Below are 22,732 nucleotides of genomic sequence, written 5' to 3' on the forward strand. Positions count from 1 at the left end.
TCGTCGGCGGACCAGAAAGCGGACCTGGAGCGGCAGGCCGGGCGGGTTGTCACCGCCGCGACCGCACGAGGGTTGACGGTCGCCGAGGTGGTGTCGGAGGTTGGGTCGGGGCTGAACGGTAACCGGCCGAAGCTGGCGAAGCTGCTCCGCGACCCGGCCGCGACCGTGATCGTGGTCGAGCACCGTGACCGGATCGCCCGGTTCGGCGTCGAGCACCTGACGTGCGCGCTCGCCGCAACCGGCCGTCGGATCGTCGTCCTCGACGACACCGAGGTGTCCGACGATCTCGTGCGGGACATGGTCGAGGTCCTCACCTCGTTCTGTGCGCGCTTGTACGGGCGCAGGTCGGCCGCGCGGAAGGCAAAGGCCGCGATGCGCGTCGTCGAGGCCACTCCGTGACCAAGCAGGGCTTCCGGGTCGAGCTGAACCCGACACCGGAGCAACGGGAAGCGATGGGGCGCCATGCCGGGCTGTCGCGGTTCGTGGAGAACTTCGCCCTGGACAAGATCCGGGCCGCGTTCGCGCAGCGTGCCGCCGAGGAGTCGTACGGCGTCCCAGCCGGCCAGCTCACGAAGGCACCGTGGACGGCGATCGACCTAGAGAGGCTGTGGCGTGCCGAACACCCGCAGGTCGCCCCGTGGTTCGCCGGGTTCGGGCTGTCCAGCCGCATCCCGAAGGAGGCGTGCCGACTGCGCGCAGCCGGGCTCAAGAACTGGTGGGAGTCGAAGACCGGGAAACGCAAGGGCCGTAGGGTCGGCTTCCCGAAGCTGCGTAAACGCAAACACGGGTCGCGGTTCCGCTACGACGCCGACCGCGCCAAACCGGCCGGTGCCGACGCGGTGGTCCTGCCGGGCGTCCCGGGCCGTGTCGCCGTGCGTGAGGACATGTCGTGGCTGGTCGACCGCCTCGCCGACGGCCGCGCCCGCATCATCGGCTCCACCGTGCGGGAGAAGGCCGGCCGCTGGTGGGTAACGTTCCAACTCGACGTCGACCGCAGCGACGTGAACGCCAGACGCGCCGTGGACCCGAACGCGCCGACGTGCGGAATCGACGTCGGGCTGAAAACGTTCGCCACCATCGTGGACGACACCGGCATGGTCGAAGAGATTCAGGCGCCACGCGCGCTCAAGGCCGCCCAGCGCCGGCTGCGCCGCGCGAACAAGGCCCTGCACCGTAAGCAGCCGGGCTCCGCGAACCGGGCCAAGGCCCGTGAAGCCGTCGCCGCCATCCACCTGAAGGTCGCCCACCGGCGCGGCGACTTCCTGCACAAGCTCACGACGAGACTCGCGAGATCCAAGCGCGCCATCGCCGTGGAGAGCCTGAACGTCGCAGGGATGGTCCGCAATCGCCGTCTCGCCCGTGCCATCTCCGATGCCGGGTTCGGGGAGTTCCTGCGCCAGCTCACCTACAAAGCCGACTGGTACGGCTCCAAGTTGTGGGCCGCCGAGCGTTGGTATCCCAGCTCGAAGACGTGCTCGGCGTGCGGAGCCATCAACTCCGCGCTGACCTTGTCGGATCGCACCTGGGCCTGCGCCTGTGGCGCCGAACACGACCGCGACCACAATGCCGCAAGGAACCTCCTCGCGGCGATGCACGCAGTTTCCTAGCAGCACGTCGCCTTGCAGTTCCGTGGGAGACGTAAAACGCCTGTGGAGGACCGGTAAGTCCCCGGCGCAAGCCAGGGCATGGGCCGATGAATCAGGAACGAGAATCACTGAGATTCTCCGAACGGTTGAACCAGGCCGACCTGCGCGATGATCGCCGCCTTCGCGACTTGTCCGCTGCTCTATTTCCCGTCGGCCCGCCAGGGGCCGGAGTTCGACGGCGCGGAGGCGCCCGCGACGTGACCGCAGGGCGGCAATGCCTGCCCGCTGTTACCGGCCGAACGGGTTGCCGGGGTCAGGCCGCCGTCGGAGGCAGAGGCGGAGGCGGAGATCGGGCTCCACGTGTTCGGGTGACCTCGATCCACATCCACACAGGCATGCCGACCAGGCCTGCACCGGCCGGGTCCGGGGCGAGGCCGATCGCGGCCGGCCTTGAGCGTACGCCCGCCTTCCGCGCGTTGGCGGCGCCAGTGCCCGCGCCGCCGATGCGACCGGGAAGGCCCGCCAAGTCGCACGTGTTCGCGGCGCTGTTGCGGGGCGAGGTGGTATCGCTGCCGACGACACGAACGCCCAGGTCAGTGTTGCCCGGCTCGGTACGGCACCACGACGTTTCCCGGCTCGGTACGGCACCACGACGTTTCCCGGCTCGGTACGGCACCACGACCAGGACGAACACCGTTGACTCCGACGCCAGCGGCGCGCACGCCTCGCCAGGCGTGCGCGCCAAACTCTTACCACCGGCCTCGCGCGGTCAGCGGGAAGCGTCGGTGTGCAAGTAGCGAATCACATCATCAAGGCTTGCCACGTCCCCGTACTTCATGTGAATGTCGAACAGGGTGACCTTGTGCGACGTCTGGCATCTGTCGGCTACGCAGTCCGCCGGGATGACGAGATTGAAGTTGTACTGAAAAGCGTCGATTGCCGTGGCACGAACGCAACCACTTGTGGACATTCCCGTGACGATCACGGTGTCGCAGCCGGCGTCGATGAGATACGACGCCAGCGGGGTCCCGAAAAATCCGCTTGGCTTCCCAGCCTTGTGTACCACTATGTCGTTGGCCAGCGGCTTGAGATCGTCGACGATCTGGTCGCTCGGGGGGAGATCGGATGATGTCGGTCCGGGGTCGAGCGGAAGGTCCTCCATGCTCCGCTTCCATTTGCCACGCTCGGCCGGCTTGGCATAGTGCTTCGGATCCTCGAACGACTTCGTGAAGAAGACGGGGATGTCGAGTGGGCGTGCGGCTGACAGCAGTCGTGAGATTGCTTCCACGGCTGGATACCCCGTCGGACTCCACCCGCTCGAGTATCGGGAATCGACAAACCCCCACGTCATGTCGACGACCACGATCGCCGGGCGGATGCCGGCCTCGATGGGCGCCCCTAATCGTGAGATGCCCTTGTCGAAGGACGCAAGATCGTCGTCACTGATCACGTCACTCCACGGGTACTTCGTCGCAGTCATGCCTTCCCCCTCAGCCACTGCTGCTTGCATCGACAAGGTTGTCGATCAGCGCGGAGGGATCGAAGTTGCCGTACTGCTGAACACCACCGGCTTCTTGCGCCTTGATGACGGTAGCCGCGTCCTGCTTTCCGTAAGGCAGTAGCTTGAATGCGTCGGAGGTCGCCTTGATCTGGGCCAGCGCCACCTGCTCGTTCAGGCTGGCGGCTTTGGCGAAGATCGGGGCCGCGGCCTCAGGGCTGGCCAGGACCTGCTTTTGCGCCTGCGCATAGCAGTCGAGCATTCCCTTGGCTGCCGCCCTGTTCTTGGACAAAAATTTCGCGTTCGCACTGAGAGCGGTGGCGCCGAGCGGATCGATATCGGGGTCGCCCGAGAGCTTCTTGATCTCGTGGACCCCCGCGGCAACGGCGGCATCGGGCAACGGCGGATTTTGAATGAACCCCTGTATCGCGCCGGCGGTAGCGAGGCCGATGAGCGCGGTCGCGGTCCCGGTGTACGTCGTATGGACGTCGGTGCCCAACGTCAGGCCTTCCTTCGGGAGGAAGGTGAGGAAGACGAGGTCGGCCAAGGACCCGGAACTCGAGGCGCCGACGGTCTTTCCTTTCAGGTTTTGCACCGTCTTGATGTCCTTCGTGCCGTACAGGACGAGTGCGACGGAGTCCGTTCGGGCGACGATCTTGGCAGATCCCGGCTGTTTGAAGGCGGCCTGGATCGCAGCGCCGCCGCCGCTGTTGAGCATGTCGATCTGTCCCGCCGACAATGCCGGCGAAGCAGCCGGAGTCTTGAGGATCGTAATGCTGGGATCCACGCCGAACTGATGGCACATGCCCGGGTTGGCCTGGATCACCATATCGGGGGTGTAGGGCGAGTTGGGGTCCGTAAAGGCATAGCGGACAGTCGTGAGGTTCGGTGCGTTCGACGAGTGGCTTTCCGTGCCGGACCCGCAGCCCTCCAGCGTCAGCCCGATCAGCGCGGTTGTACATACCGCGACCGCCCCTCGCGCGGCTTGTGTCACGGCTGCTTGCTGTGTCATTTGCACTCCAACCGAAAGAGTGTGTGCCCCAGTTGTCTCAGGTTCGTTGCCGGTACGAGTCTGGTTGTCTACTTGGGTTCGCGGCCGTCGCACCGTCGACGTTCCTCAAGGCCGAGTCCGCCTCGAGATCGTCGGCCAAGACATGATCAGTAGCGCGGTTGCATTCCGGTCGGACGCTTGCCGGGCGACCCGTGGTGGTGTGCAGCATAGGACTGGGCCACAGTTGCGTCAAGCGGGTCAGTGTTCCGCTATATGGAATCCGCCAAGCTAGACCGGCGAGCTACCGCAGGCAGCGTGACATCGCCACCATGCCCTGCGACGGCGGCGACTGCAGGGCCGGGCCGTGATCGGCGAGGAACCGGCCGATCGCGGCGCGGTCGGAGCAGCGGGAAGTCCTCGCGGGCGAGCACGGAGAACCACCGTGTGTCGTCAAGGAATCGGACGAACGGCCACCAGAAGCGGCACCAGGTTCCGTGTAACATCGACGCTCATGGAAGGCTCGGCCCCGTCGAGCCGCGCCGCGATGGCGCCGCACGCGCGAACTGTCCGCAGGAACAATCGCCGTACCCATCTCACAGGAGGCAGACGTTGCACAACAACGCAAAGCGGTGGCGACTGCGACTTGCCACACTGGCCACGCTGGTCGCCACGCTGATCGGTGGAGCGACGCTGGTCGCACCCGGCGCGGCGTCCGCGGACACCGCGGCCCTGACCCGGCAGCCACTCGGGTCGGCGTCGTACATCCTAAGATTTACGATCACCAATGACACGAACGCTTCGGTGAACGGCTGGCAGCTGGAGTTCGATCTGCCCCCGGGTGAGTTCGTCCAGGGGCTGTTCGCGTTCGATATCAAGGTCACGCGGACGGACCAGCACTTCGTCCTCCAAAACGCGAACCCGGTCGTGCTGAACCCGGGTAGGTCCATCAGCACCGGCATTTTCATCGTCGGTCTCAGCTGGCCGCTCAACTGCGTCACCCGCGGCACGCCGTGCACCTTCAGCCCGTAGCCGCCGGGCACGCGACCTATCTCTGACGCCTGACGGGATGTGGGCTCCGCGCGCGGCGCAGGGCCCTGCCCTTTCCGGCCCGCGATGATAGACGGCGCCAAAGACGCCTTGGAGCGACGTCAATTGGCTGACAGCGGCAGTCCGCCGAGCAAGTCTCCGTGGTCATGCATCCGGCGCCCACAGTGCACGGGGTTCTTCATGATCACGGAGCGAACGTGCTGCTTTTTGTGCATGTTCACTCCGTGATCACGGCGAACCTGATGGTCGGGCGACGCAGATCGCAGGCACAGCCCGCGCCGCCCGAACTCGGCTTCTCGCGATGCCAAGCGCCCAATTGACGGTCACGCTTGTACGTCGCGGAACCTCAGCAGGAGCCCGCCGATCAGCAGGGTCCCGCACGCCCAGGCGGCGAGCACGCCCTTGCCGGCGGTCATCGGCGCGATGTGTTCGAACAGCCGATGCCACTGCGGCTCGGTCACCATCTGGGCGAGGATCGGCGGGAGGTACAGCAGGCCGAGCACTGTGCCGATCGCGGCGCCGGAGTCGCGCACGGCGGCGGCGGTGCCGAGGCTGAGGAGCGCGATCAGCACCAGGTAGGCGACCGAGCCGATGGCGCGCAGGACGGGGCCGTCGACGAGCGAGAGGCGCGGCAGGAGGGTGCCGGCGACCAGCACGGCGGCGAGCTGGGTGAGGCTCGCCGCCGCGGCGACCGTGACGGCGAGCACCAGCGCCTTGGCGGCCAGCACCACCGGGCGGCTCGGGATCGCGGTCACGGTGGTGCGGATCAATGTCGTGCTGTACTCGCCGCTGACGGCGAGGACGGCCAGCACCGCGACAGGAGCCTGCCCCAGGTACACGCCGCTGAGGGCGAGCCGGGTGGCGTCGGCCCCGCAGCCGTCCCGCACGCAGTCGGCCGCGGCGGATATCGCGGCGCCCAGCGCCACGGTGACGGCCGCGGTGATCACAAGCAGCCACGCGGGGCCGGGAGTGGTACGCAGTTTCGTCCATTCCGCGCGTGTCGCGTTCCATGCGGTGCTCGCGCCGCCACCTCCGCTTCGCTCCGGCGACGGCGCGAGCCAAAACTGTACACATGGTTCGCGGCACCTCCGCTCCGCTCCGGACCACTCACGCCGCCACCTCCGCTTCGCTCCGGCGACGGCGCGAGCCAAAGCTGTACACATGGTTCGCGGCACCTCCGCTCCGCTCCGGACCGCTCACGCGTCCCTCCGGCGCACCAGGACGGCGGCGATCGCGAGGGCGGTGTAGCCGCACAGCACAGCCATTCCGGCCCACGGCGGCAGCGGGTAGTAGCCGTTGGCGGGGGTGTAGATCGTGTCGACCTGGGGGTACCGGACAAGGGTTTGTTGCATCGCCAGCGCGGCGACGGGGGTGACCTCGGTCAGCCACCGTGCCACGGGTGGCGGTATGAACGGGATGAGCGCCAGGAAGTAGGGCAGCACCGTGACGGCGACGACGGCGGTGACCGCGGTGGCGCTGCGCCGCAGGATGGTGCCGACAGCCAGGGCGAGAAGTGCGGCGGTGCCAGCCTCGGCGCGCAGCAGATCGCCGGGCGGTGCCGGGAACACGTAGACGCCGAGGCCGCGGACGACCCGCGTCCACAGCGGCACCGCGACCGCGGCGGCGGCCAGGGTGGTGGCGAACGTGACGCCGGCGATCACGACGGCCTTGGCGGCGAGCACGCGGATGCGGCCCGCGCCGGCGCTGAGCGTGGTGCGGACCCGTCGCGCCTCGGGGCGGACCGCACCGACCAGAGCGACGGGCACGGCATCGGTCTGGCCATTTTCGCCGCGATCGCCCACGCGAACCGCTCCCCTCTGACCGCCGGCCCACGCCCCGGCGGCGGCCTCCACATCACCGTCGACTTCGCGACCACACAAGAGGCACACCTTCGGCAGCCGCCATGGCACGACCCGGCCGCTCAGCAAGCCGAGTGGGAATAGGACCCAGATGGCGCGTCAAGCGACGCCAAAGCAGAGCGACCATTAACCGACCTGCCGACTGAGGTTCCGCAGGACAGCCACCCCTCGCCATTACCCAACGAAGTCACGAACTCGCACGCTGTACTGGACAGCTCCCGCCGACGGTGCTACGGTTCGAATTGGCGTTGATTTGTGTCGATGATTTCGAGACCCGACCGACATGCCAACGGGGGATCCATGAGCGATCAGAGCGCTGCGGAAATTGGCGCGCAGCGCGCCGGTTCCGCTACGAATGCCGACGCCTGGCGAAACTCCGCGGTGGACCAGGTCCGCCAGATCGGGTTCGTCGTGATCAATGGTGTCGAAAACCAGGAAGCCCTCGGTCGGACACTCGAGAGCTTCGGCCGGATGATGCCGCAGTACGACGGCAATCTGACCTACGAGGTCCGGGCCGAGCCGGGCTTCGATGACCGGGCTTATTCAAAAAGCCAGAACGAGATACGGGCCCATACCGAGGCTCCCGGCTGGCAGCCCCCGCCGAAGTATCTCGCGCTGTGGTGTCACGTCCAGGCGCGCGGCGGCGGAGGCGAGACCTGCCTGGCCGATGTGAAATCCTATCTTCGAGGTCTGGATCGCGCCACCGTCAAGCGTCTGCGCTCCTGGGACATAGCGTGGGGCGGAGCCAACATGAGCGGCCGTGGAAGCGCCGGCGTGGTGGCCCCGATGCTGGCACCGGACGGATCCGGTGATGAAGTCCTTCGCTTCAGCTACAACCTGCTGACCAGTGGAGAATATGACCCGCCGCTCGACGGTGCGGTGCCGGAGGAACGGCTGCCGTGGGGACGGTTCGGGCTCGATCTGGCCCACCAGGTGCATGCGCACTTCAATGACACCGCATTGAAGATACGCATCCCGGAGAATGCTGTCCTCTTATGGGACAACCAGCGTTTGGCTCACGCTCGCACCCTCTACGTCGATCCACGACGGCACTTGACCAGATATTGGATCGCCGAGGCATGAAATGATGTCGTACAGCGGCCCTAGGATGCGTTCCATAGCGGCCGATCGAGGTTTGGATCAGGCGTATCTCCACGAGTTCGACGTGGTGACCTCGGTGCTTCCGTTCCGGGTCAACAATTACGTCGTGGATAGTCTGATCGACTGGCACCGGCCGCGGGAGGATCCGATTTTCAACCTCACCTTTCCGCACCGGCGAATGCTCCAACCGGAGCACTTCGACCTGGTCGCGTCCGCGCTCGGCTCCGGCGACCGGCTGAGCGTCGAGCACGCGGTGGCCAAGGTGCGCGACGAGCTGAACCCGCACCCGGCCGGGCAGCTGGACGCCAACGTGCCGCAGCTCGACGGGGTCCCCCTGGAGGGTCTGCAGCACAAGTACCGCGAGACGGTGCTGGTCTTCCCCGCACAGGCACAGTCGTGCCACGCGTACTGCTCCTACTGCTTCCGCTGGCCACAGTTCACCGGGGAGCCGCAGCGGAAGATCAAGACCGCCTCGCCGGACATGCTGACGGCCTACTTGCGGGCCCACCCCGAGGTCACCGACGTCCTGCTGACCGGCGGCGACCCGTTCCTGATGCGCACCCACGTGCTGCTGCGCTGGATCCGGGCGGTGTCGGCGGCCGACGGTCCACACCCTCGCACGATCCGGATAGGCACCAAGGCGCCTGCCTACTGGCCGCAGCGCTTCCTGACCGACCCTGACGCGGCCGAGCTCCTCCAGGAGCTGTGCCGGCTGGTCGACAACGGCCACCACGTCGCGGTCATGGCGCACTACTCCCATCCGCGAGAGCTGGAGACCGCAGCCGCACGGGCCGCGGTCCGGGCTCTGCAACGAGCGGGAGTGACGATCCGCTCGCAGGCGCCGGTCGTCGCTCACGTCAACGACGATCCGGCGGTCTGGGCCGCGCTGTGGCAGCGCCAGGTCGATCTGGGCATCAGCCCGTACTACATGTTCGTGGAGCGGGACACCGGCGCCAAGCGCTACTTCGCGCTTCCGCTCGCCCGCGCGTTCGGCATCTACGTCGATGCCATCCGGCAGGTCTCCGGCCTCGCGCGCACCGCACGCGGTCCGATGATGTCCACCTACCACGGCAAGATCCTGATCAGTGGTGTATCGCGGATCGGGCGGGGCCGGGCCTTCATCTGCTCGCTGTTGCAGGCCCGCGATCCGCAGCTCGTCGGCTCGACGTTTCTCGCCCGATACGACGAGTCCGCGACCTGGATCGACGACCTGCGACCGGTAGCCGGCACGACCTGGCCGTGGCTCGGCGCGGACCGGCGGGACCCGTCGTTCGGGGCGCTGGCCTCATGAGCATCGAGCAGGCACCCTTGCTGCGAGACCAGTTGCGCCGGGCTCGTGAGTCCTTGCCGGCGGACGTTTTCGCGTACTACGAATCCGGATCGTTCGGTGAGGAGTCCACCCGCGAGGCCGCCGACGCGTGGTCGCGGTACCGGTTCGCACCCCGCGTGCTGCGCAACGTCTCTCGCGTCGACACATCGGTGCAGATCCTCGGGTGCACGTTCACGTCGCCGATCGGCGCCGCTCCGTGCGCCTTCCACGGACTCGCGCACGCCAAAGGCGAGGTGGCCTCGCGGTCGGCGTTCGACAAGCGCGGTTCGCTCTTCGTCGCCTCGATGCGCAGTTCCATGCCACTGGCCGACATCGCCGAGGCAGGCTCCGGCGACTGGTGGTATCAGACGTTCGCCACCCGGGATCCAGGGCCCGCGCTCGGCCTCGCCGCCCGCGCTCGCGACCTCGGCGCGACGGCGATCGTCCTGACCGGCGACACGCCGGTGGTGGGGCCGAAGTACCGGGTGGCCGGCCGCCGCATCCGGGTGCCCGACGAGCAGTTCTTCTCGAACGTAGCGGCGGCACCCGGCGCGGACCAGAGCGACTTCGCACCCCTCGAGGAGAGCCCCGCCGCAACCTACTCCTACATCCGGCAGCTGCGGGACGTCTCCGGCCTGCCGGTACTGGTGAAGGGTGTGCTGCGGCCCGACGACGCACTACGCGCGCTGGACGGCGGCGCGGCCGGGGTCATCGTGTCCAACCACGGTGGACGCCAATGCGGTCGCGCGGTGTCCAGCGCCGAGGCGCTGCCCGCGGTCGCCGCGGCGGTCGGCGGCCGAGCGCCGGTGCTCGTGGACGGCGGGATCCGCAGTGGCGTGGACGTCGCGGTCGCGCTGGCCCTCGGCGCTTCGATGGTGTTGATCGGACGGCCGGTGCTGTGGGCCCTGGCGACCGGCGGCGCGGACGCCGTGATGGGCCTGCTGACCACATTGGACGGTGAGCTCGAGCAGATGCTGGCCCTGCTCGGCGTGACCAGCCCGGCCGACGTGACGGCCGAGCTGTTGTGGCCCGCCGCCGGGCCGAAGAACTCCTGCCCGCCAGGCGTGGCAGGTGGACAGTTCGCATCCGGAAACCCGACGAGGGGGTGAATCACGATGAAGCGGATCTTCGCGCGCCTCACACGCAAGTCCATGCCCGGTCGGTACGTCTGGCACTGACCGTGACATCGCCGGAGGAGGCCGGGGCCCGTGCCGTGCACCGGCCTCCTCGGGCCCAGCCGGGCTGACGAGGTTGACGAGGCGGAAGCGACACTCGAACGGACACGATGAACTCGATGAGCGTTGCCCTGCGGCCGGCAGAAACCGGCATGAGCTGGCGGACCTTCACCCGCGCGTACAACGCCGACAGGCTCGGCTTCCTGAACGCGCTGCCGGCAATCGGGCCGGTTGTCCGCATGGGGGCCAACCTGGTCTTCGTGTCCGATCCCGCGCTGATCGAAGCGGTGTTTCGGGGGACGAACACCGACTTCCAGATGACGTTGAACCGCCGCCTCGAGGCGGTCGCCGCGGGCCGTGGCGACGCGGCGCTGGAGGCCTGGATGAGTGCCCGCCGGCGGGCGACGTCGGCGGTACACCGTACAGCCACAGACGGCGACGCTACGGGGCAGGTCGAGTTGTCGCACCAGATCGACGCCTGGACGGCGGCGGCCGCACCCGTCAGCGTGGTCGAGGACCTCACCCGGCTGAACCTCCGAGCATCCGTGCGGCTCGTGGCGGGAGGCCCCGATCCCGGCCTCGAAACGGGAACACTCGCGTTGCTGCCCAGACTGATCGCGGTCGTCGACGACGGAACCCGGCTGCCCGGCCCGTTCGCGATGCTGGTCCGGCGGCACCGGCACGCCAGGCGTGACGACCAGGCCCTGCGCGACCACGTCCTCGCCCTGGCCGACTCGGCCCCCGGCTCCGGCGGCATCGTCGGCGAGCTGGCCGGCACGGAGGTCGACCGGGCCACCATCGCCAACCTCGCGGTGGCCATGCTCCTTGCCGGGACACTCGTGCCGGCGGCCGCGGGAGCGTGGATCCTGGCGCTACTGGCGGCCAATCCCACGTGGCAGGACCGGTCGCGAGCCGACCCCGAAGCCAGGACGTCGGTCATCAATGAAGCACTGCGCCTCTACCCACCTACCTGGCTGATCAGCCGGACCGTCGCCGCTGACGGCGTGTATGCCGGCTGGAGCCTGCGCGCCGGCGACGAGGTCGTCATCTCACCGTACGTCAGCCAACGGGACCCCGTGGTCTTCCCCGAACCGGAGCGGTTCGCTCCCGAACGATGGGCGGGCCTGCGGCCGGGCATCGCCCAGTACTTCCCCTTCGGCGCCGGTGCGCGTCGATGTGTGGCCGCCGAGCTCTCGTTGCGACGCCTCGACGAACTCGTCCAACAGGTGCTGCGGCGGGCCACCCGGCTGAGCGGCGGCTTTCCGCGATCGATGTCGACGACCAGCACGCTGTTCCCGGCTGACCTGCGAGTGCGGTTCGCCGACTGACCATCCGAAGACGCTCTTCACCGCAGCGAGGGACAACTGTGCGCATCAAGCTGGCGGACGTTGACATCTACTTCACCGCGTCCACCCGACGGCCCTGGGAACCGCACCAACCGGTGCTGCTCGGCCTGCACGGCGGACCGGGCATCGACGGTTCCCAGATGCGCTATTTCCTCGAGCCGCAACAGGAATGGGCCACCGTCGTCGTCCCGGACCAGCGCGGCCACGGACGCAGCGATCGATCGACGCCGCCGGCGTGGACCTTGGACCAGTGGGCCGCCGACATCCGGCAGTTCGTCGAGGTACTGGGGCTCGAGCGCGTCCTGCTGGTCGGCACGTCGTTCGGCGGATTCGTGGTCCAGCGCTTCCTGGCCAGCTATCCGGGAGTGGTCCGCGGCGGAGTGGTCATCGGATCGTCGCCGCGCCGGGCTTCGGAGAGCGAGATCATCGAACGGTACCGTGACCTCGGCGGGGACGAGGTCGCCCAGGTGATGGAGCGGACCCTCCGCGAACCGTCGCCGCAGGCCGAACAGGACTGGGCGCGCGTGTGCGCGCCGTTCTCGCGGCTGCGACCACCCGATGAGCTGTTGACCCGCATTGCCGGCGAACGGGTCGAGACACCCGAGGTCAACGCGCACTTCATGGCCACCTTCGGTGAGCTGGACCTGCGCGCGGACCTGGCCGGCGTCCGGGACCCGATGCTCGTGCTGGTCGGCGTCGACGATCCGCTCACTCCACCCGATGTCGCGGCCGAGATCCGGAAGTACTCCGGCGGCGAGGTGACCGTCCACGCCGTCGAAGGCGCCAGCCACCAGGTCCTGTGGGACCAGCCTGAGCGCTCCGACCGGCTGCTGCGCGAGTTCGCTGCCTCTCTGGGCCTGGTTTCCGATCCACACCCCCGACCGAAGGTGGCGCCATGACCGCATCCGCGTTGCACATGTCTCCTTCCCCCGCGCAGGTACTCAGCGCGCTGGAGTGGCTCGGCCCCTCGGCCCCGGCCAGGATTCGCGAACGCTTCGTGATCACCCCGCCGTTGGAGCCGGCCGAGAAACTCGACCTGCTGGGTGCGGCGACCAGCGCCGTGATCGATGGCCTCAACGTCATCCGCGACGACATCTGCGGGGGCGATGTCAACGCGATGGCCAGGCTGTGCCGGGCCGCGCCGAGCGAGTACGAGCTGGTCGCCATGCAGCCCTGGCAGGACTGGGCGACGATCGCACGGCCGGACGTCGTGACCAGCGGCGGCCGACCCATGGTCGTGGAGGTGAACGGCGACTCGCCGGCCGGGCTGTTCAGCCTCCATGACGCGCTGGCCGAGGTCCAGGCCCAGCTTCTGGCCGAGCTCGGCATCCAGGTCGACGCCGTCGCGCCGCGGGCCTTGCAGACGCTCATCGACACACTGCCGCTCACACCCGGCGTGGATCGGGTCGCCGTCTGCTACTGGCGCCACGAGGTCGTGGATACGCCGCCGGCATGGTCATACGGGTCCTTCGTCAAAGGGCTGCGGAGTCACGGAATCGACGCCTTCCACTGCCCGCTCGAGGACCTGCGGGTCGACCGTCGGGGACTACACTTCCAGGGGGACCCGGTGACGGTGGTCTACCGCTACTTCGAGGCACCCGACGTCGGCCGGGACGACGAACTGGACCTGCTGCGCGCCGTGTTCGCCTGCGCGCGCGACGGCCTGGTCCGGATCTTCACGGGGTACTGCGGCGAGATACTCGCGTCGAAGCTCTCGCTCTCCCTGTTGTCCGACGACACGCTGCTGGCCCAGATGCCACCGGCCTTGGCGGACCGGCTGCGGGAGCACGTCCCCTGGACCCGGGTGATCGAGGCGACCGACGCGAGGTACTTCGGTGATCGGATCTCGCTGCCGGAATTCGCCCTCGCACACCAGAACCGGCTGCTGATCAAACCGGTGCGCGGGCATGCCGGCCTGGGCATCACCGTAGGCTCGGAGGTCAGCGCGGCCGAGTGGTCCGCCGCGGTCCGGGCGGGGCTCGAAGCCCCCTCCGAGCAGGCACTGACGGTGCTCCAGGAGGTCTACCCGCCGGACATCTCCCCGGTCCAGTTCTCCGCCGACGACGGCACCGTCACCTCGGTGGCCACCGAGAGCGTCGACGGGGTGTTCATCCTCCGCTCCCAGCCGACGGCGGTGCTGCGCCGGTACGCGACCAACCCTGGTGCCACCATGAACATCAACCCGCGCTCCGGCTACGCACCCTCGCCGGTGTGGTGGCAGGCACCGGGACGTTCATGCTGAACGACAGCACCGATGCGCCGGCCCGCCGGGACTCCCGATCGAACCTGGAGACCCGGCTCTGGGTCTCCGCCGGCAGCGCCAGCATCGGCGATGGGCTTCGGCTGGCCGCGCTGCCGCTGGCGATCGCGGCCATCACCCATGACCCGTTGCACGTAGCCGGGCTGACCATCGCCCAGCGGGTGCCACCACTGGTGCTCGCGCTGCCTGCCGGCGTGATCCTCGACCGGGTGGACCCGCTTCGCGTGTTGGTGGCCTGCCAGCGTATCCGGGTGGTCCTGATCCTCCTCCTGGCCGGCGCCGTCACGATCCAAGGGCTGCTCCCCACCGGCCCGGCGCTCACCGCTGTCTACGCGCTGGCCGCCCTCCTCGCCGCGACGGAGGTGTTCGGCGACGTCGCCGCGCAGGTCGTCGTCCAGTTGATGATCGCCGATGAGCGGCTGGAGTACACGAACTCCCGGATCGTCGCCGGACAGATGCTGGGCGAGGAGTTCCTCGGTCCGCCCGCCGGCGGCTTGCTGTTCAGCCTGGGCCGGTGGCCGGCGTTCGCCGGCGTCGGGCTGGCCTACGGCGTCTCGGCGCTGCTGCTCGGCGGAGGATCCCGGCATCCATTGACCGAACGGACGCCTCCGACGCCGGCGGCCCCGCGCTCCGACCCGCCGGACTGGCGCGAGGCCCTCGCCGGTATCCCCCGGCAGGCCAGGCAGGGACTGGCCGTTGTGGTCAGCAACCGGGACCTGCTCGTGCAAGCGGTGTGGACCAGCGTGATGAACGCCGGCAACGGCCTGGTCGGCGCGGTGTTCGTACTGTTCGTGCTGGAGAGTCTCCACCTCGGCGGCACGGCGTACGGCGCACTGCTGACCGCCGGCGGGATCGGCGGAATGGTCGGCGCGGCGGTCGCCGGGGTGGTCGCCCGGCGAATCCCGCGGCCGGTCCTGATGGTCACGACCTCGCTGCTGGCCTCGCTGTGCACGCTCGCCCTGGGGTCGACGCGGAGCTTGGTGGTCGTGTTCGCACTGCAGGGTGTCGCCGCCCTTTGCGGCGTCCTGTTCTCCGTCGTGGCCCGGTCCTACCGGCAGTCGATCACACCTGCGGAGTTCGCCGGCCGGACCACGTCGGTGTACCGGCTGCTCAGCCTCGGCGCCGTCCCGCTCGGCGCGCTCGCCGGCGGCGTCCTGGCCACGGTGGAGAGCCCCGGCTTGGCCATTGTGGTCGCCGGAGCACTCATGCTGGCCGCCACGGTCGGCGCCGCAGCGTTCCTGCGCCAGGGACGGCCATCGCGCCGCAGTCACGCGTGATGAAGGAGTCGCTGCCGAGGTCTTGGTGGGATTGGCCTCACGTCGCCCGGATCTCCTCCAGGTCGGTGCTGCGGCGCAGGAACAGCAGGCCGGCGCCGGTGGTGGCGAACACCGCCAGGACGGCGACGCCCCCGTCGCGGGACAGCTCCGCCCAGGGCACCGGGACCACCCGGACCACCTTGGGGTGTCGGGTGCTCCGGCAGTGCTCGCCCGCCGCGTCGCAGGTCCTGCTCGTGCCGCCGCCGGCGCTGACCTCGCCGCCGATGGTGCGGACCAGCGCCACGCCGACGACGAGCGCGACAAGGATCGCCGGGACCGCCGGCAGCAGCGCCTGCCACAGCATCGAGCGGCCCAGCGTCGCGCGGGGCACGCCGGCGGCGACCAGCGACGCGTACTCCCGCCGCCGGGTCACCACGCCCTCCGCGACGACGACGAGCATCGCGATCGCGGTCAGCGCCACCGCGGTCAGCAGCGCGGCGTCGATGAGATCCATGGTGCGCAGGTAGAACAAGTCGACAAGGCCGCTGGTCGTGGGGGACCCTGGGTTCTCGATCGCGTCGAGCGCACGCTGGACTTCCGCGCCGGCGGCGATCCACGCCCGGACCGCCGCCGTGCCCCCGCCGAACAGCACGCAGATCAGCAGCACCGCCAAGGTCCGGCTGCCGCTCCACGGGTCGGCCACGAGCCGGGCCGCCGCCAGCACGGTCGACGGTCGGCGGGCGCGTCGGTGCAGCAGCCGCCCGGTCGCGTAGGCGATCCAGCCGGTGCCGATGACGACCCCGAACCCGGCGCACGCGACGCCGACGAGCAACATCGTCGGCACGAACCAGACCGGGATGTGGTACCCCAGGTGCACCCGTAGCGGCGAGGCCGACCCGACTGCCGCGAACGCGAGCAGGCCGAGCACGATGAAGACGCCCGGCCAGGGCCCCGGGCCGCGGGTGCGGCGCACCCGCCGTACGACTCCGAACGGCCCGACCGTCACGCGCCGCATGACCACCGCGGCCGCGAGCGCGGCGAGCGCCGGGATGGCGAGCACCGCGACCGCCACGAACCAGGTGTGCGGGAAGACGTCGGTCGGCAGCGGCAGGCGCCCCTCGGCGTCGCGCCGGTCGAGCAGTTCGTGTCCGGCCAGGTACACCGCGAGCCCGCCCAGCGACCCGGCCAGCGACGCGACCCCGGTCTCGGCGGCGGCGACGGCGACGGTCTGCGCCGGGGTCGCCCCGGCCAGGCGGAACGCGGCGAGGCGCCGGTCGCGGGCCGGCGCGCCGAGCCGCGCGCACTGCCCGGCCAGGGCGAAGACCGGCACGGTGAGCAGCAGCAGCGTGATGACCACGCCGGGACGCAGGCCGGGCTCGCGCAGCAGTGCGTTGCTGTACTGCTCCGCCCACTGATCCGATCCGGCGCCGTGGAGCGTGAGCTGGCCGATCGCGACGACGTTCGCCGCGGTGAGCACGGCGAGGGCGGCCAAGGCGGTGCTCAGCGCGGTCAGCACGACCCGCATGGTGTCGGTGCGGGTTCCGGCCAGGCCGAGCCGCAGCAGCGTGCCGGGTCTCACCGGCCGTGCCGTCCGGTCGGCAGGGCGATGCCGAGGCCGCTCGCGTCGACGGCGCCGTCGCGCAGCACGATTTCGCGGTCGGCGTATCCGGCGACCCGCGCGTCGTGCGTCACCAACACGACGGTGGTGTGCTGCTCGTGCGCGACCCGGACGAGCTGGCCGAGGACCTGCTCGCCGGCGAGGGTGTCCAGCGCGCCGGTCGGCTCGTCGGCGAAGATCAGCCGCGGCTCGGTGACCAGCGCCCGCGCCATCGCGCAGCGCTGCTGCTGGCCGCCAGACATCTCACCGGGCCGGCTGTCGGCGACGTCCGCGACGCCGAAGCGCTCCAGCCAGGCCAGCGCTGCGGTGCGCGCCTCGCGCCGCCCGGCGCCGGCGAGCAGCAGTGGCAGGGCCACGTTCTGCGCCGCGGTCAGTTCGGCGACCAGCTGCCCGAACTGGAACAGCACGCCGAACTCGGTGCGCCGCAGCCGCGAGCGGGCCGCCTCGGACAGCGTGTCGATGCGGGTGCCGCGGTAGGCAACCTCGCCGGAGTCGGGCCGCATGATCCCGGCGAGACAGTGCAGCAGCGTCGACTTGCCGCAGCCGCTGGGCCCGGTGATCGCGAGGATCTCCCCTTCGGTAATGTCGAGCGTCACGCCGCGCAGCGCCGGCGTCGTGCCGTACGCGCGGACCACCGCCCTGGCCTGCAGGATGTGTGTCATTCGTGCACCCCCGAACGGAGATCGGCGACGCGGGCCAGGGTGGTGCGCAGCCACACCAGGTCGGCGTCGAGGTGGGAGATCGCGTAGTCGGCGGCGATGACGTCGCCGATCGTCGCGGCCGGGTCGGTCTTGGCGGCGGTGAGCTCGCGCAGCCGGTCGGTGTGCGCCTTGCGCTGGGCGGTGAGGTACGCCATGGCCCGCTCGGCGTCCGGCCACATCAGCGCCACCATGACCTTGGCCAGCAGCGTCCCGCCGACGTGCGGCGCGGGCGGCTCGACGGTGGCGACCCAGCGCTCGAGCTCGCCGCGTCCGGCGTCGGTGATGGCGAACGTGGTGCGGTCCGGCCCGCCGGCCCGGTCGTGGCCGGCCTGCGTCACCAGGCCGTCCCGCTCCAGGCGGCCGAGGGTGGCGTACACCTGGCCGAACCCGAGCGGTTTGGCGCGGGGCAGGGTGCGGTCGTAGGCGTGCTTGAGGTCGTAGCCGTGTTTCGGCCCGCCCCCGAGCAGCCCGAGCAGCACATACGGCGCAGACACAACAACCACTATTCACCGGATGAATAGCCGCCGTCAAGCTGCGCGAGCAACGCGCGGTCGCGGCGGCCCCGTGAGCCGGCTCGACGTCAGCCCGCGGCCGGCAACAGCCCGATGCGGCCGTGGTAGGCGCGGCCGAGCTGGTCGGTGTCGGAGCCCACGAGCAGCCCGGCCTGGCAGGTGACGAGCACGCCGACGCCGACGCCGCGGCTGTGGGTCGGGTTCCACGGCAGCGCGGCGCCGGTGACCGGGTCGAGTGCGGCGATCCCGGGCCGGTACACGGCGCCGGGCCCGGCCTTCTTGTGGCCGGCCGGGTTGTCCATCCACTGCTGGTGGCCGCCGACGTAGACGGCGTCATTGGTGACCGCGACCGACCACAGCGTGTTGCCGCCGGTACGGTTGACCCACACCGGCCGGTGGTTGCCCGTCCCGGTCAGGTCGAACCGGGCCGCGCTGTCGCACATCCGCTGCGGCCCGGACATGCCGCCGGTCGCGGCGACCGCGAGCCAGCTGCCGTCCGGGGCGAAGTCGACGCCGCGCAGGTAGCTGTCGTAGAGCGTCTTGCACCGGCCGGCGTACGCATCGGTGAACCAGTCCGACACCGCCGGCGCGGCGCCGGCAGTGTCGGCGACGACGAGCTGGTCGCGGCGCCGGCCCGAGGCGCTGTTGAACGCTCCGACCGCGGCCAGCCGGGCACCGTCGTTGCTGACCGCGACGGCCTCGACCTTGACCTTGCCGCGGTCGGCGCGGGCCAGCCGCAGGTCGAACGCCGGGTCGAGCGCGCCGGTGACGGCGTCCACGCGTGCGAGCCCGACCCGCGGCGTGCCGGCGAAGCTGGTGAAGGTGCCACCGACGTACAGCCACGGCCCGACCGCGGCCAGGGTGCGGATCTGCCCCTTGCCGGTGGTGGCCGTGAAGCCTGGCACGGTCGCCCCGGTGACGGCGTCGAGCTCGGCCAGCCCGGTCCGCGGCACCCCGTTGACGTGGGCGAACCGCCCGGCCACGAAGACCCCGCCGGACGGCCCGGCGGCCAGCGCGGTGACGGGCCCGTCCAGCGCCGGGGCGGCGTCGAGGATCCGGCCGGTACCGAGCTGGAAGGCGAACAGGTACCGCCGCTGGAACCGGACACCGGTGGCGGCGTCGGCGACGGCGGTGAAGTCCCCGCCGACCACGACGGTGTCCCCGATCACGGCGATCGCCGCCACCGTCCCGTCGAGCACGTTCGGCGTCCAGGCGACCGGCACCTCGCTGACCACCCCGGGCAACTCCTGCCCGGCGACGGCCGGCCCGGCCAGGAGGACGGCGATCAGCACGCCGACGATCGCGTACACCCGACGCATCTCCCACCCAGGCCTTCCGTTGTCCGCGCGGCGACGGAAGGCCCAACGAGCCGCGCGCACCCCGGTCGCGCCCCGGCCCGGTGACAACGGCGACCCGATCGGCTCCGGGGCCGCGCGGTGCAGTGCGACCGGGAACGGGATCGCGCCGCCCTTGGGCGGTCACCGGCCGGCGAGGAGCCCGGTGGCGAGGCTCAATGCTGGCGCGAGTCCAGGGTGCCCAGCGTGGCCCAGACCACCTTGCCGGCCGCGGTCGGCGCCGTCCCCCACGCCGCCGCCGTGCCGGAGACGATGCGCAGCCCGGCGCCCCGCGGCGCGAGTGACGGACCCTCGCCGGCCCACGGCAGCGTGCGCGGCGGCGCCGGGTCGCGGTCCTCCACCGCCAGGTGCAGCAGGTGGCCCCGGCGCGACACCGTCACGGTGAACGGCGTGCCCGCGTGCTCGACGGCGTTCGTCGCCAGCTCGGACACGATCGTGCGGGCCGGGTGGAGCAGGTGGGCGAGGTCCCAGGCCAGGCAGGCGTCGGTCACGTGGTTGCGCGCCGCGCATGCCGACAGCACGTCGGGCGGCAGCCGCAGCGCGGTCCGCCGCGGCGGTGGCAGTCCGTCGGCCAGGGCGGCGAGTGCCTCGGTGAGGCTCGCATAGACCGCCACCCGCTCGGCGACGCCCGCGGTCCGCAGCCGCCACCGGATGGTGCCGGACGCGACCGCGACGATCGGCACCGGCGGGTCGAGGCCCGTCCCCTGCCGCTCGGCCAGCAGCACCGCGGCGACCACGGCGCCGTCGGCGTCGGCGAGGCGCTTGAGGTCGAGCAGTACCGCCCGCGGCCGCTCGGCCAGCGCCTTGCGCACGGCCGCGACGAGATCGACCCGCATCCGCCAGGTCCAGGCGCCGACGGCAGCGATCTGGACCAGCGCCAGATCGACATCGACGCGCACCGCGATCGCCGACTCGGCCATGCAAGCATCCTCCAGCGCACCGGCAAATATTTGCAATATGCCATAGGAATGCGATGCACGCGGGGAAACCGGCCAGGTTCCAATGCCTCACCTTCGGCAGCACGGCCGTCACTGTCCGCAATGGCGCACCGGGGCGGGCAGAACAGCGCCGCGTCAGCCGCCGTTCGCGCGGAGGCTGAACGTGTCGCCGTCGACGTACAGCCGCAGCATCACCTGCTTGAGCAGCGTGCACGCGCCGCCGACGGGCAGCACCCGCCGGCACCGGGCGGCGGGGTCGGCGTCCGGCGGCTCGGCCGAGGGACCGGCCGGCCCGGCCGGGCTGCCCGTGGCCGGGGGCTGGTACGGCGCGTCGGCGCTGACCACGGTGTACCGCTGCGCCAGAAGCCGCTCGAGCACCGCCACCGGCGTCCACTCGGGATGCTCGCCACCGCCCGCCGGCAGGTCCAGCGTCGCCGACGGGCACACGTCGAGGCACGGCACCGGCAGCGAGCCGGGGTCGGAGCGCACCCCGGCGCCCCCCACGTCGGCGACCGGGATCCCGAGCGCGGCGGCCATCGCCGCGTCCACGTTGCGGGTGGCCTTCTTCGGATCGGTGGTGCAGCCCGCCGCCATGACCATCACCGCGGCCAGGACCGCCGCCGGGTACCACCGTCGCATGCCACCGATTGTCGCGAGCCGCGCCGGCAGCGCCAGAGATCGCGCGGATAGTTGACGGATGCCGCCGCGGCGCGGGGCCGGTGCCGGCGGCGTCCGATACGCTGGTCGAGGCGCCGCGCACGGGTGCCGCCGGCGGTGGGGCCCGCCGATCCCCGGATGCGGGGGTGAACCGCGACGCTGCCAACGGTCCCTGCCAGTGAGCTGCCGTATGCCCTGGTAGGGAGGGAATCGATGGTCGAGCGCGACGGCGCACCGGTGGACGCCGATGTCGACCTGCACGTGCCCGCGGAGCGAGCGGAGTTGCGCCCGAGCCCGGTGCCGGTGCTGGCGGCGATCTCGGCCGGCGGCGTGTGCGGGGCGCTGGCCCGTTACGGGCTGTTCACGGCCTGGCCGCATCCGCGCGGCGGGTTCCCCTGGGCGACGCTGGTGACCAACGTGTCCGGGTGCCTGCTCATCGGCGTGCTGATGGTGATCGTGACCGAGGTGGCCACGGACCGGCGGCTGCTGCGCCCGTTCGTCGGCGTCGGCGTGCTCGGCGGCTACACCACGTTCTCCACGTACGTGATGGACATCCATCAGACCGCGACGGCGGGCGCGCCCTGGGCGGCGCTGGCGTATCTGGCCGTGACGGTCGTCGGTGCGCTGCTGGCGGTGTGGGCGGGGGCGGCGGCGACCGGCGCGGTCGTGTCGCGGCGGGCCGGGCGGGCGAGCGGGCGGGCGATCGCGAAGGCGGGTGCCGCGCGGTGATGCTACTGCTGGTCGTGGCGGGCGCGGCGGTCGGGGCGCCGCTGCGGTACCTGACGGACCGGGCGATCCAGGCCCGGCACGACTCGGTGTTCCCGTGGGGCACGTTGACGGTCAACGTCGCCGGCTCGCTGCTGCTGGGCCTGGTCACCGGGCTGCCGGCCGACCCGGCGGTGACCGCGCTGCTGGGCACGGGCTTCTGCGGTGCGCTGACCACGTACTCGACGTTCAGCTACGAGACGCTGCGGCTCGCGCAGATCGGCGCCCGCTTCTACGCGATCATGAACGTGCTCGCCTCGGTGGTCGCCGGCCTCGGCGCCGGCGCGGTCGGGCTGCTGCTCGCCCAGGCGGTGCGCTGACCGGCCTGGCCGCCGCTACAGCACCGCGATGTCGCGGACCCCGGTCACCCGGTCCATGTGCAGCCGGCACAACAGGCTGCCGGGCGTGCTGTTGACCTCGCCGTAGCGCACCGCCTCTGCTTCCGGCACGTACCGCCGGGCGATCCTGGTCGTCCAGCCGACCAGATCCGGCGGGTCCTCGGCGACCTCGACCGCGCCGCGGACGGCGGCGAAGTGGTACGGGAACTGCTCCACGTCCACGGTGAGCGCCGCCCTCGGGTTGGCCCGCAGGTTGCGGCCCTTCACCGAGTCCCGGCCGGTGCTGAAGACCAGGTCGCGGCCCTCGACGACGAACCAGATCGGCGCCGTGTGCGGGTCGCCGGACGGGCCGGCCGTGGCGAGCTTGCCGGTGTGCGTCCCCTGCGACAGGAACGTGATCGCCTCGTTGTCGGTCATCGC

The 22,732-nt window shown here is 70.8% G+C and carries 23 protein-coding genes; 12 read left to right on the plus strand and 11 right to left on the minus strand.

Features of this window, described 5'->3' with window-relative positions; all coding sequences use genetic code 11:
* Together ABT297_RS34220 and ABT297_RS34225 are read left to right on the plus strand one after the other, a co-directional pair.
* On the plus strand, window positions 1-399 hold a 399-nt coding region (locus ABT297_RS34220; protein ID WP_350556618.1), incomplete at its 5' end, for an IS607 family transposase.
* A complete protein-coding gene (locus ABT297_RS34225; protein ID WP_350556619.1) occupies window positions 396-1,607 on the plus strand; it encodes an RNA-guided endonuclease InsQ/TnpB family protein in 1,212 nt (403 codons plus the stop codon). The genes ABT297_RS34220 and ABT297_RS34225, both read left to right, overlap by 4 nt.
* Before the next feature lie 748 nt (window positions 1,608-2,355).
* Here the strand turns inward: ABT297_RS34225 and ABT297_RS34230 are convergent.
* Window positions 2,356-3,066 (minus strand): isochorismatase family protein, encoded by a 711-nt coding sequence (locus ABT297_RS34230; RefSeq protein WP_350556620.1) that lies wholly within the window; start codon window positions 3,064-3,066, stop codon window positions 2,356-2,358.
* Between the two features lie 10 nt (window positions 3,067-3,076).
* Window positions 3,077-4,096, minus strand: coding sequence for an ABC transporter substrate-binding protein (locus tag ABT297_RS34235; protein ID WP_350556621.1), 1,020 nt, complete (start codon window positions 4,094-4,096; stop codon window positions 3,077-3,079).
* A 588-nt stretch (window positions 4,097-4,684) separates the two neighbouring features.
* Here ABT297_RS34235 and ABT297_RS34240 point away from each other — a divergent pair.
* Window positions 4,685-5,104, plus strand: a complete 420-nt coding sequence (locus ABT297_RS34240) for a cellulose binding domain-containing protein (protein WP_350556622.1) — start codon at window positions 4,685-4,687, stop codon at window positions 5,102-5,104.
* 341 nt (window positions 5,105-5,445) lie between these two features.
* Here ABT297_RS34240 and ABT297_RS34245 read toward each other — a convergent pair whose 3' ends face one another.
* Both ABT297_RS34245 and ABT297_RS34250 read right to left on the minus strand, forming a co-directional pair.
* Window positions 5,446-6,069, minus strand: a complete 624-nt coding sequence (locus ABT297_RS34245; RefSeq protein WP_350556623.1) for an ABC transporter permease — start codon at window positions 6,067-6,069, stop codon at window positions 5,446-5,448.
* 249 nt (window positions 6,070-6,318) lie between these two features.
* Complete coding sequence (locus tag ABT297_RS34250; protein ID WP_350556624.1) at window positions 6,319-6,888, minus strand: hypothetical protein; 570 nt, start codon at window positions 6,886-6,888, stop codon at window positions 6,319-6,321.
* A gap of 393 nt (window positions 6,889-7,281) precedes the next feature.
* Between ABT297_RS34250 and ABT297_RS34255 the strand changes: the two genes are divergently transcribed.
* From ABT297_RS34255 to ABT297_RS34285, 7 genes are all read left to right on the plus strand, one after another.
* Window positions 7,282-8,064 (plus strand): TauD/TfdA family dioxygenase, encoded by a 783-nt coding sequence (locus ABT297_RS34255; protein WP_350556625.1) that lies wholly within the window; start codon window positions 7,282-7,284, stop codon window positions 8,062-8,064.
* A 52-nt stretch (window positions 8,065-8,116) separates the two neighbouring features.
* Window positions 8,117-9,373, plus strand: coding sequence for a KamA family radical SAM protein (locus ABT297_RS34260; RefSeq protein ID WP_350556626.1), 1,257 nt, complete (start codon window positions 8,117-8,119; stop codon window positions 9,371-9,373).
* Window positions 9,370-10,500: an alpha-hydroxy acid oxidase gene (locus ABT297_RS34265; RefSeq protein WP_350556627.1), complete on the plus strand. Its 1,131-nt coding sequence runs from the start codon at window positions 9,370-9,372 to the stop codon at window positions 10,498-10,500. The genes ABT297_RS34260 and ABT297_RS34265 overlap by 4 nt, the downstream gene beginning before the upstream one ends.
* A gap of 185 nt (window positions 10,501-10,685) precedes the next feature.
* Entirely contained in the window at window positions 10,686-11,894 is a 1,209-nt protein-coding gene (locus ABT297_RS34270; RefSeq protein ID WP_350556628.1) for a cytochrome P450, read from the plus strand.
* Window positions 11,895-11,932: 38 nt separating this feature from the next.
* Window positions 11,933-12,811 (plus strand): alpha/beta fold hydrolase, encoded by an 879-nt coding sequence (locus ABT297_RS34275; protein ID WP_350556629.1) that lies wholly within the window; start codon window positions 11,933-11,935, stop codon window positions 12,809-12,811.
* A complete protein-coding gene (locus ABT297_RS34280; protein WP_350556630.1) occupies window positions 12,808-14,154 on the plus strand; it encodes a hypothetical protein in 1,347 nt (448 codons plus the stop codon). Before ABT297_RS34275 ends, ABT297_RS34280 begins: the two co-directional genes overlap by 4 nt.
* Entirely contained in the window at window positions 14,124-15,449 is a 1,326-nt protein-coding gene (locus tag ABT297_RS34285) for an MFS transporter (protein ID WP_350556631.1), read from the plus strand. The genes ABT297_RS34280 and ABT297_RS34285 overlap by 31 nt, the downstream gene beginning before the upstream one ends.
* 37 nt (window positions 15,450-15,486) lie before the next feature.
* On the opposite strand, the gene ABT297_RS34290 is transcribed toward ABT297_RS34285, so the two are convergent.
* The 6 genes from ABT297_RS34290 to ABT297_RS34315 all read right to left on the minus strand — a co-directional run bounded on the left by ABT297_RS34290 (window position 15,487) and on the right by ABT297_RS34315 (window position 21,191).
* Window positions 15,487-17,007: an FtsX-like permease family protein gene (locus ABT297_RS34290; RefSeq protein ID WP_350556632.1), complete on the minus strand. Its 1,521-nt coding sequence runs from the start codon at window positions 17,005-17,007 to the stop codon at window positions 15,487-15,489.
* A complete protein-coding gene (locus tag ABT297_RS34295; RefSeq protein ID WP_350556633.1) occupies window positions 17,004-17,708 on the minus strand; it encodes an ABC transporter ATP-binding protein in 705 nt (234 codons plus the stop codon). Before ABT297_RS34295 ends, ABT297_RS34290 begins: the two co-directional genes overlap by 4 nt.
* The gene (locus tag ABT297_RS34300) at window positions 17,705-18,241 is read right to left on the minus strand and encodes a PadR family transcriptional regulator (RefSeq protein ID WP_350556634.1); all 537 of its coding nucleotides are present in this window, start codon (window positions 18,239-18,241) and stop codon (window positions 17,705-17,707) included. Before ABT297_RS34300 ends, ABT297_RS34295 begins: the two co-directional genes overlap by 4 nt.
* Window positions 18,242-18,327: 86 nt before the next feature.
* The gene (locus ABT297_RS34305; protein WP_350556635.1) at window positions 18,328-19,578 is read right to left on the minus strand and encodes a PKD domain containing protein; all 1,251 of its coding nucleotides are present in this window, start codon (window positions 19,576-19,578) and stop codon (window positions 18,328-18,330) included.
* A 191-nt stretch (window positions 19,579-19,769) separates the two neighbouring features.
* On the minus strand, window positions 19,770-20,534 hold the full coding sequence (locus ABT297_RS34310; RefSeq protein WP_350556636.1) for an ATP-binding protein: 765 nt from the start codon (window positions 20,532-20,534) through the stop codon (window positions 19,770-19,772).
* A gap of 153 nt (window positions 20,535-20,687) precedes the next feature.
* Window positions 20,688-21,191 (minus strand): hypothetical protein, encoded by a 504-nt coding sequence (locus ABT297_RS34315; RefSeq protein ID WP_350556637.1) that lies wholly within the window; start codon window positions 21,189-21,191, stop codon window positions 20,688-20,690.
* Between the two features lie 231 nt (window positions 21,192-21,422).
* Here ABT297_RS34315 and ABT297_RS34320 point away from each other — a divergent pair, with 231 nt between their 5' ends.
* Together ABT297_RS34320 and crcB are read left to right on the plus strand one after the other, a co-directional pair.
* Entirely contained in the window at window positions 21,423-21,938 is a 516-nt protein-coding gene (locus tag ABT297_RS34320; protein WP_350556638.1) for a FluC/FEX family fluoride channel, read from the plus strand.
* A complete protein-coding gene (gene crcB / locus ABT297_RS34325; RefSeq protein WP_350556639.1) occupies window positions 21,935-22,294 on the plus strand; it encodes a fluoride efflux transporter CrcB in 360 nt (119 codons plus the stop codon). The genes ABT297_RS34320 and crcB overlap by 4 nt, the downstream gene beginning before the upstream one ends.
* Before the next feature lie 15 nt (window positions 22,295-22,309).
* Here the strand turns inward: crcB and ABT297_RS34330 are convergent, their stop codons facing one another.
* Window positions 22,310-22,729 carry a PPOX class F420-dependent oxidoreductase gene (locus tag ABT297_RS34330; protein WP_350556640.1) on the minus strand — a complete coding sequence of 140 codons (420 nt, stop codon included), beginning with the start codon at window positions 22,727-22,729 and terminating at the stop codon, window positions 22,310-22,312.
* Window positions 22,730-22,732 lie beyond the last annotated feature (3 nt).

It is taken from the genome of Dactylosporangium sp. NPDC000555 (genome assembly GCF_040300025.1).
Lineage (GTDB): Bacteria > Actinomycetota > Actinomycetes > Mycobacteriales > Micromonosporaceae > Dactylosporangium.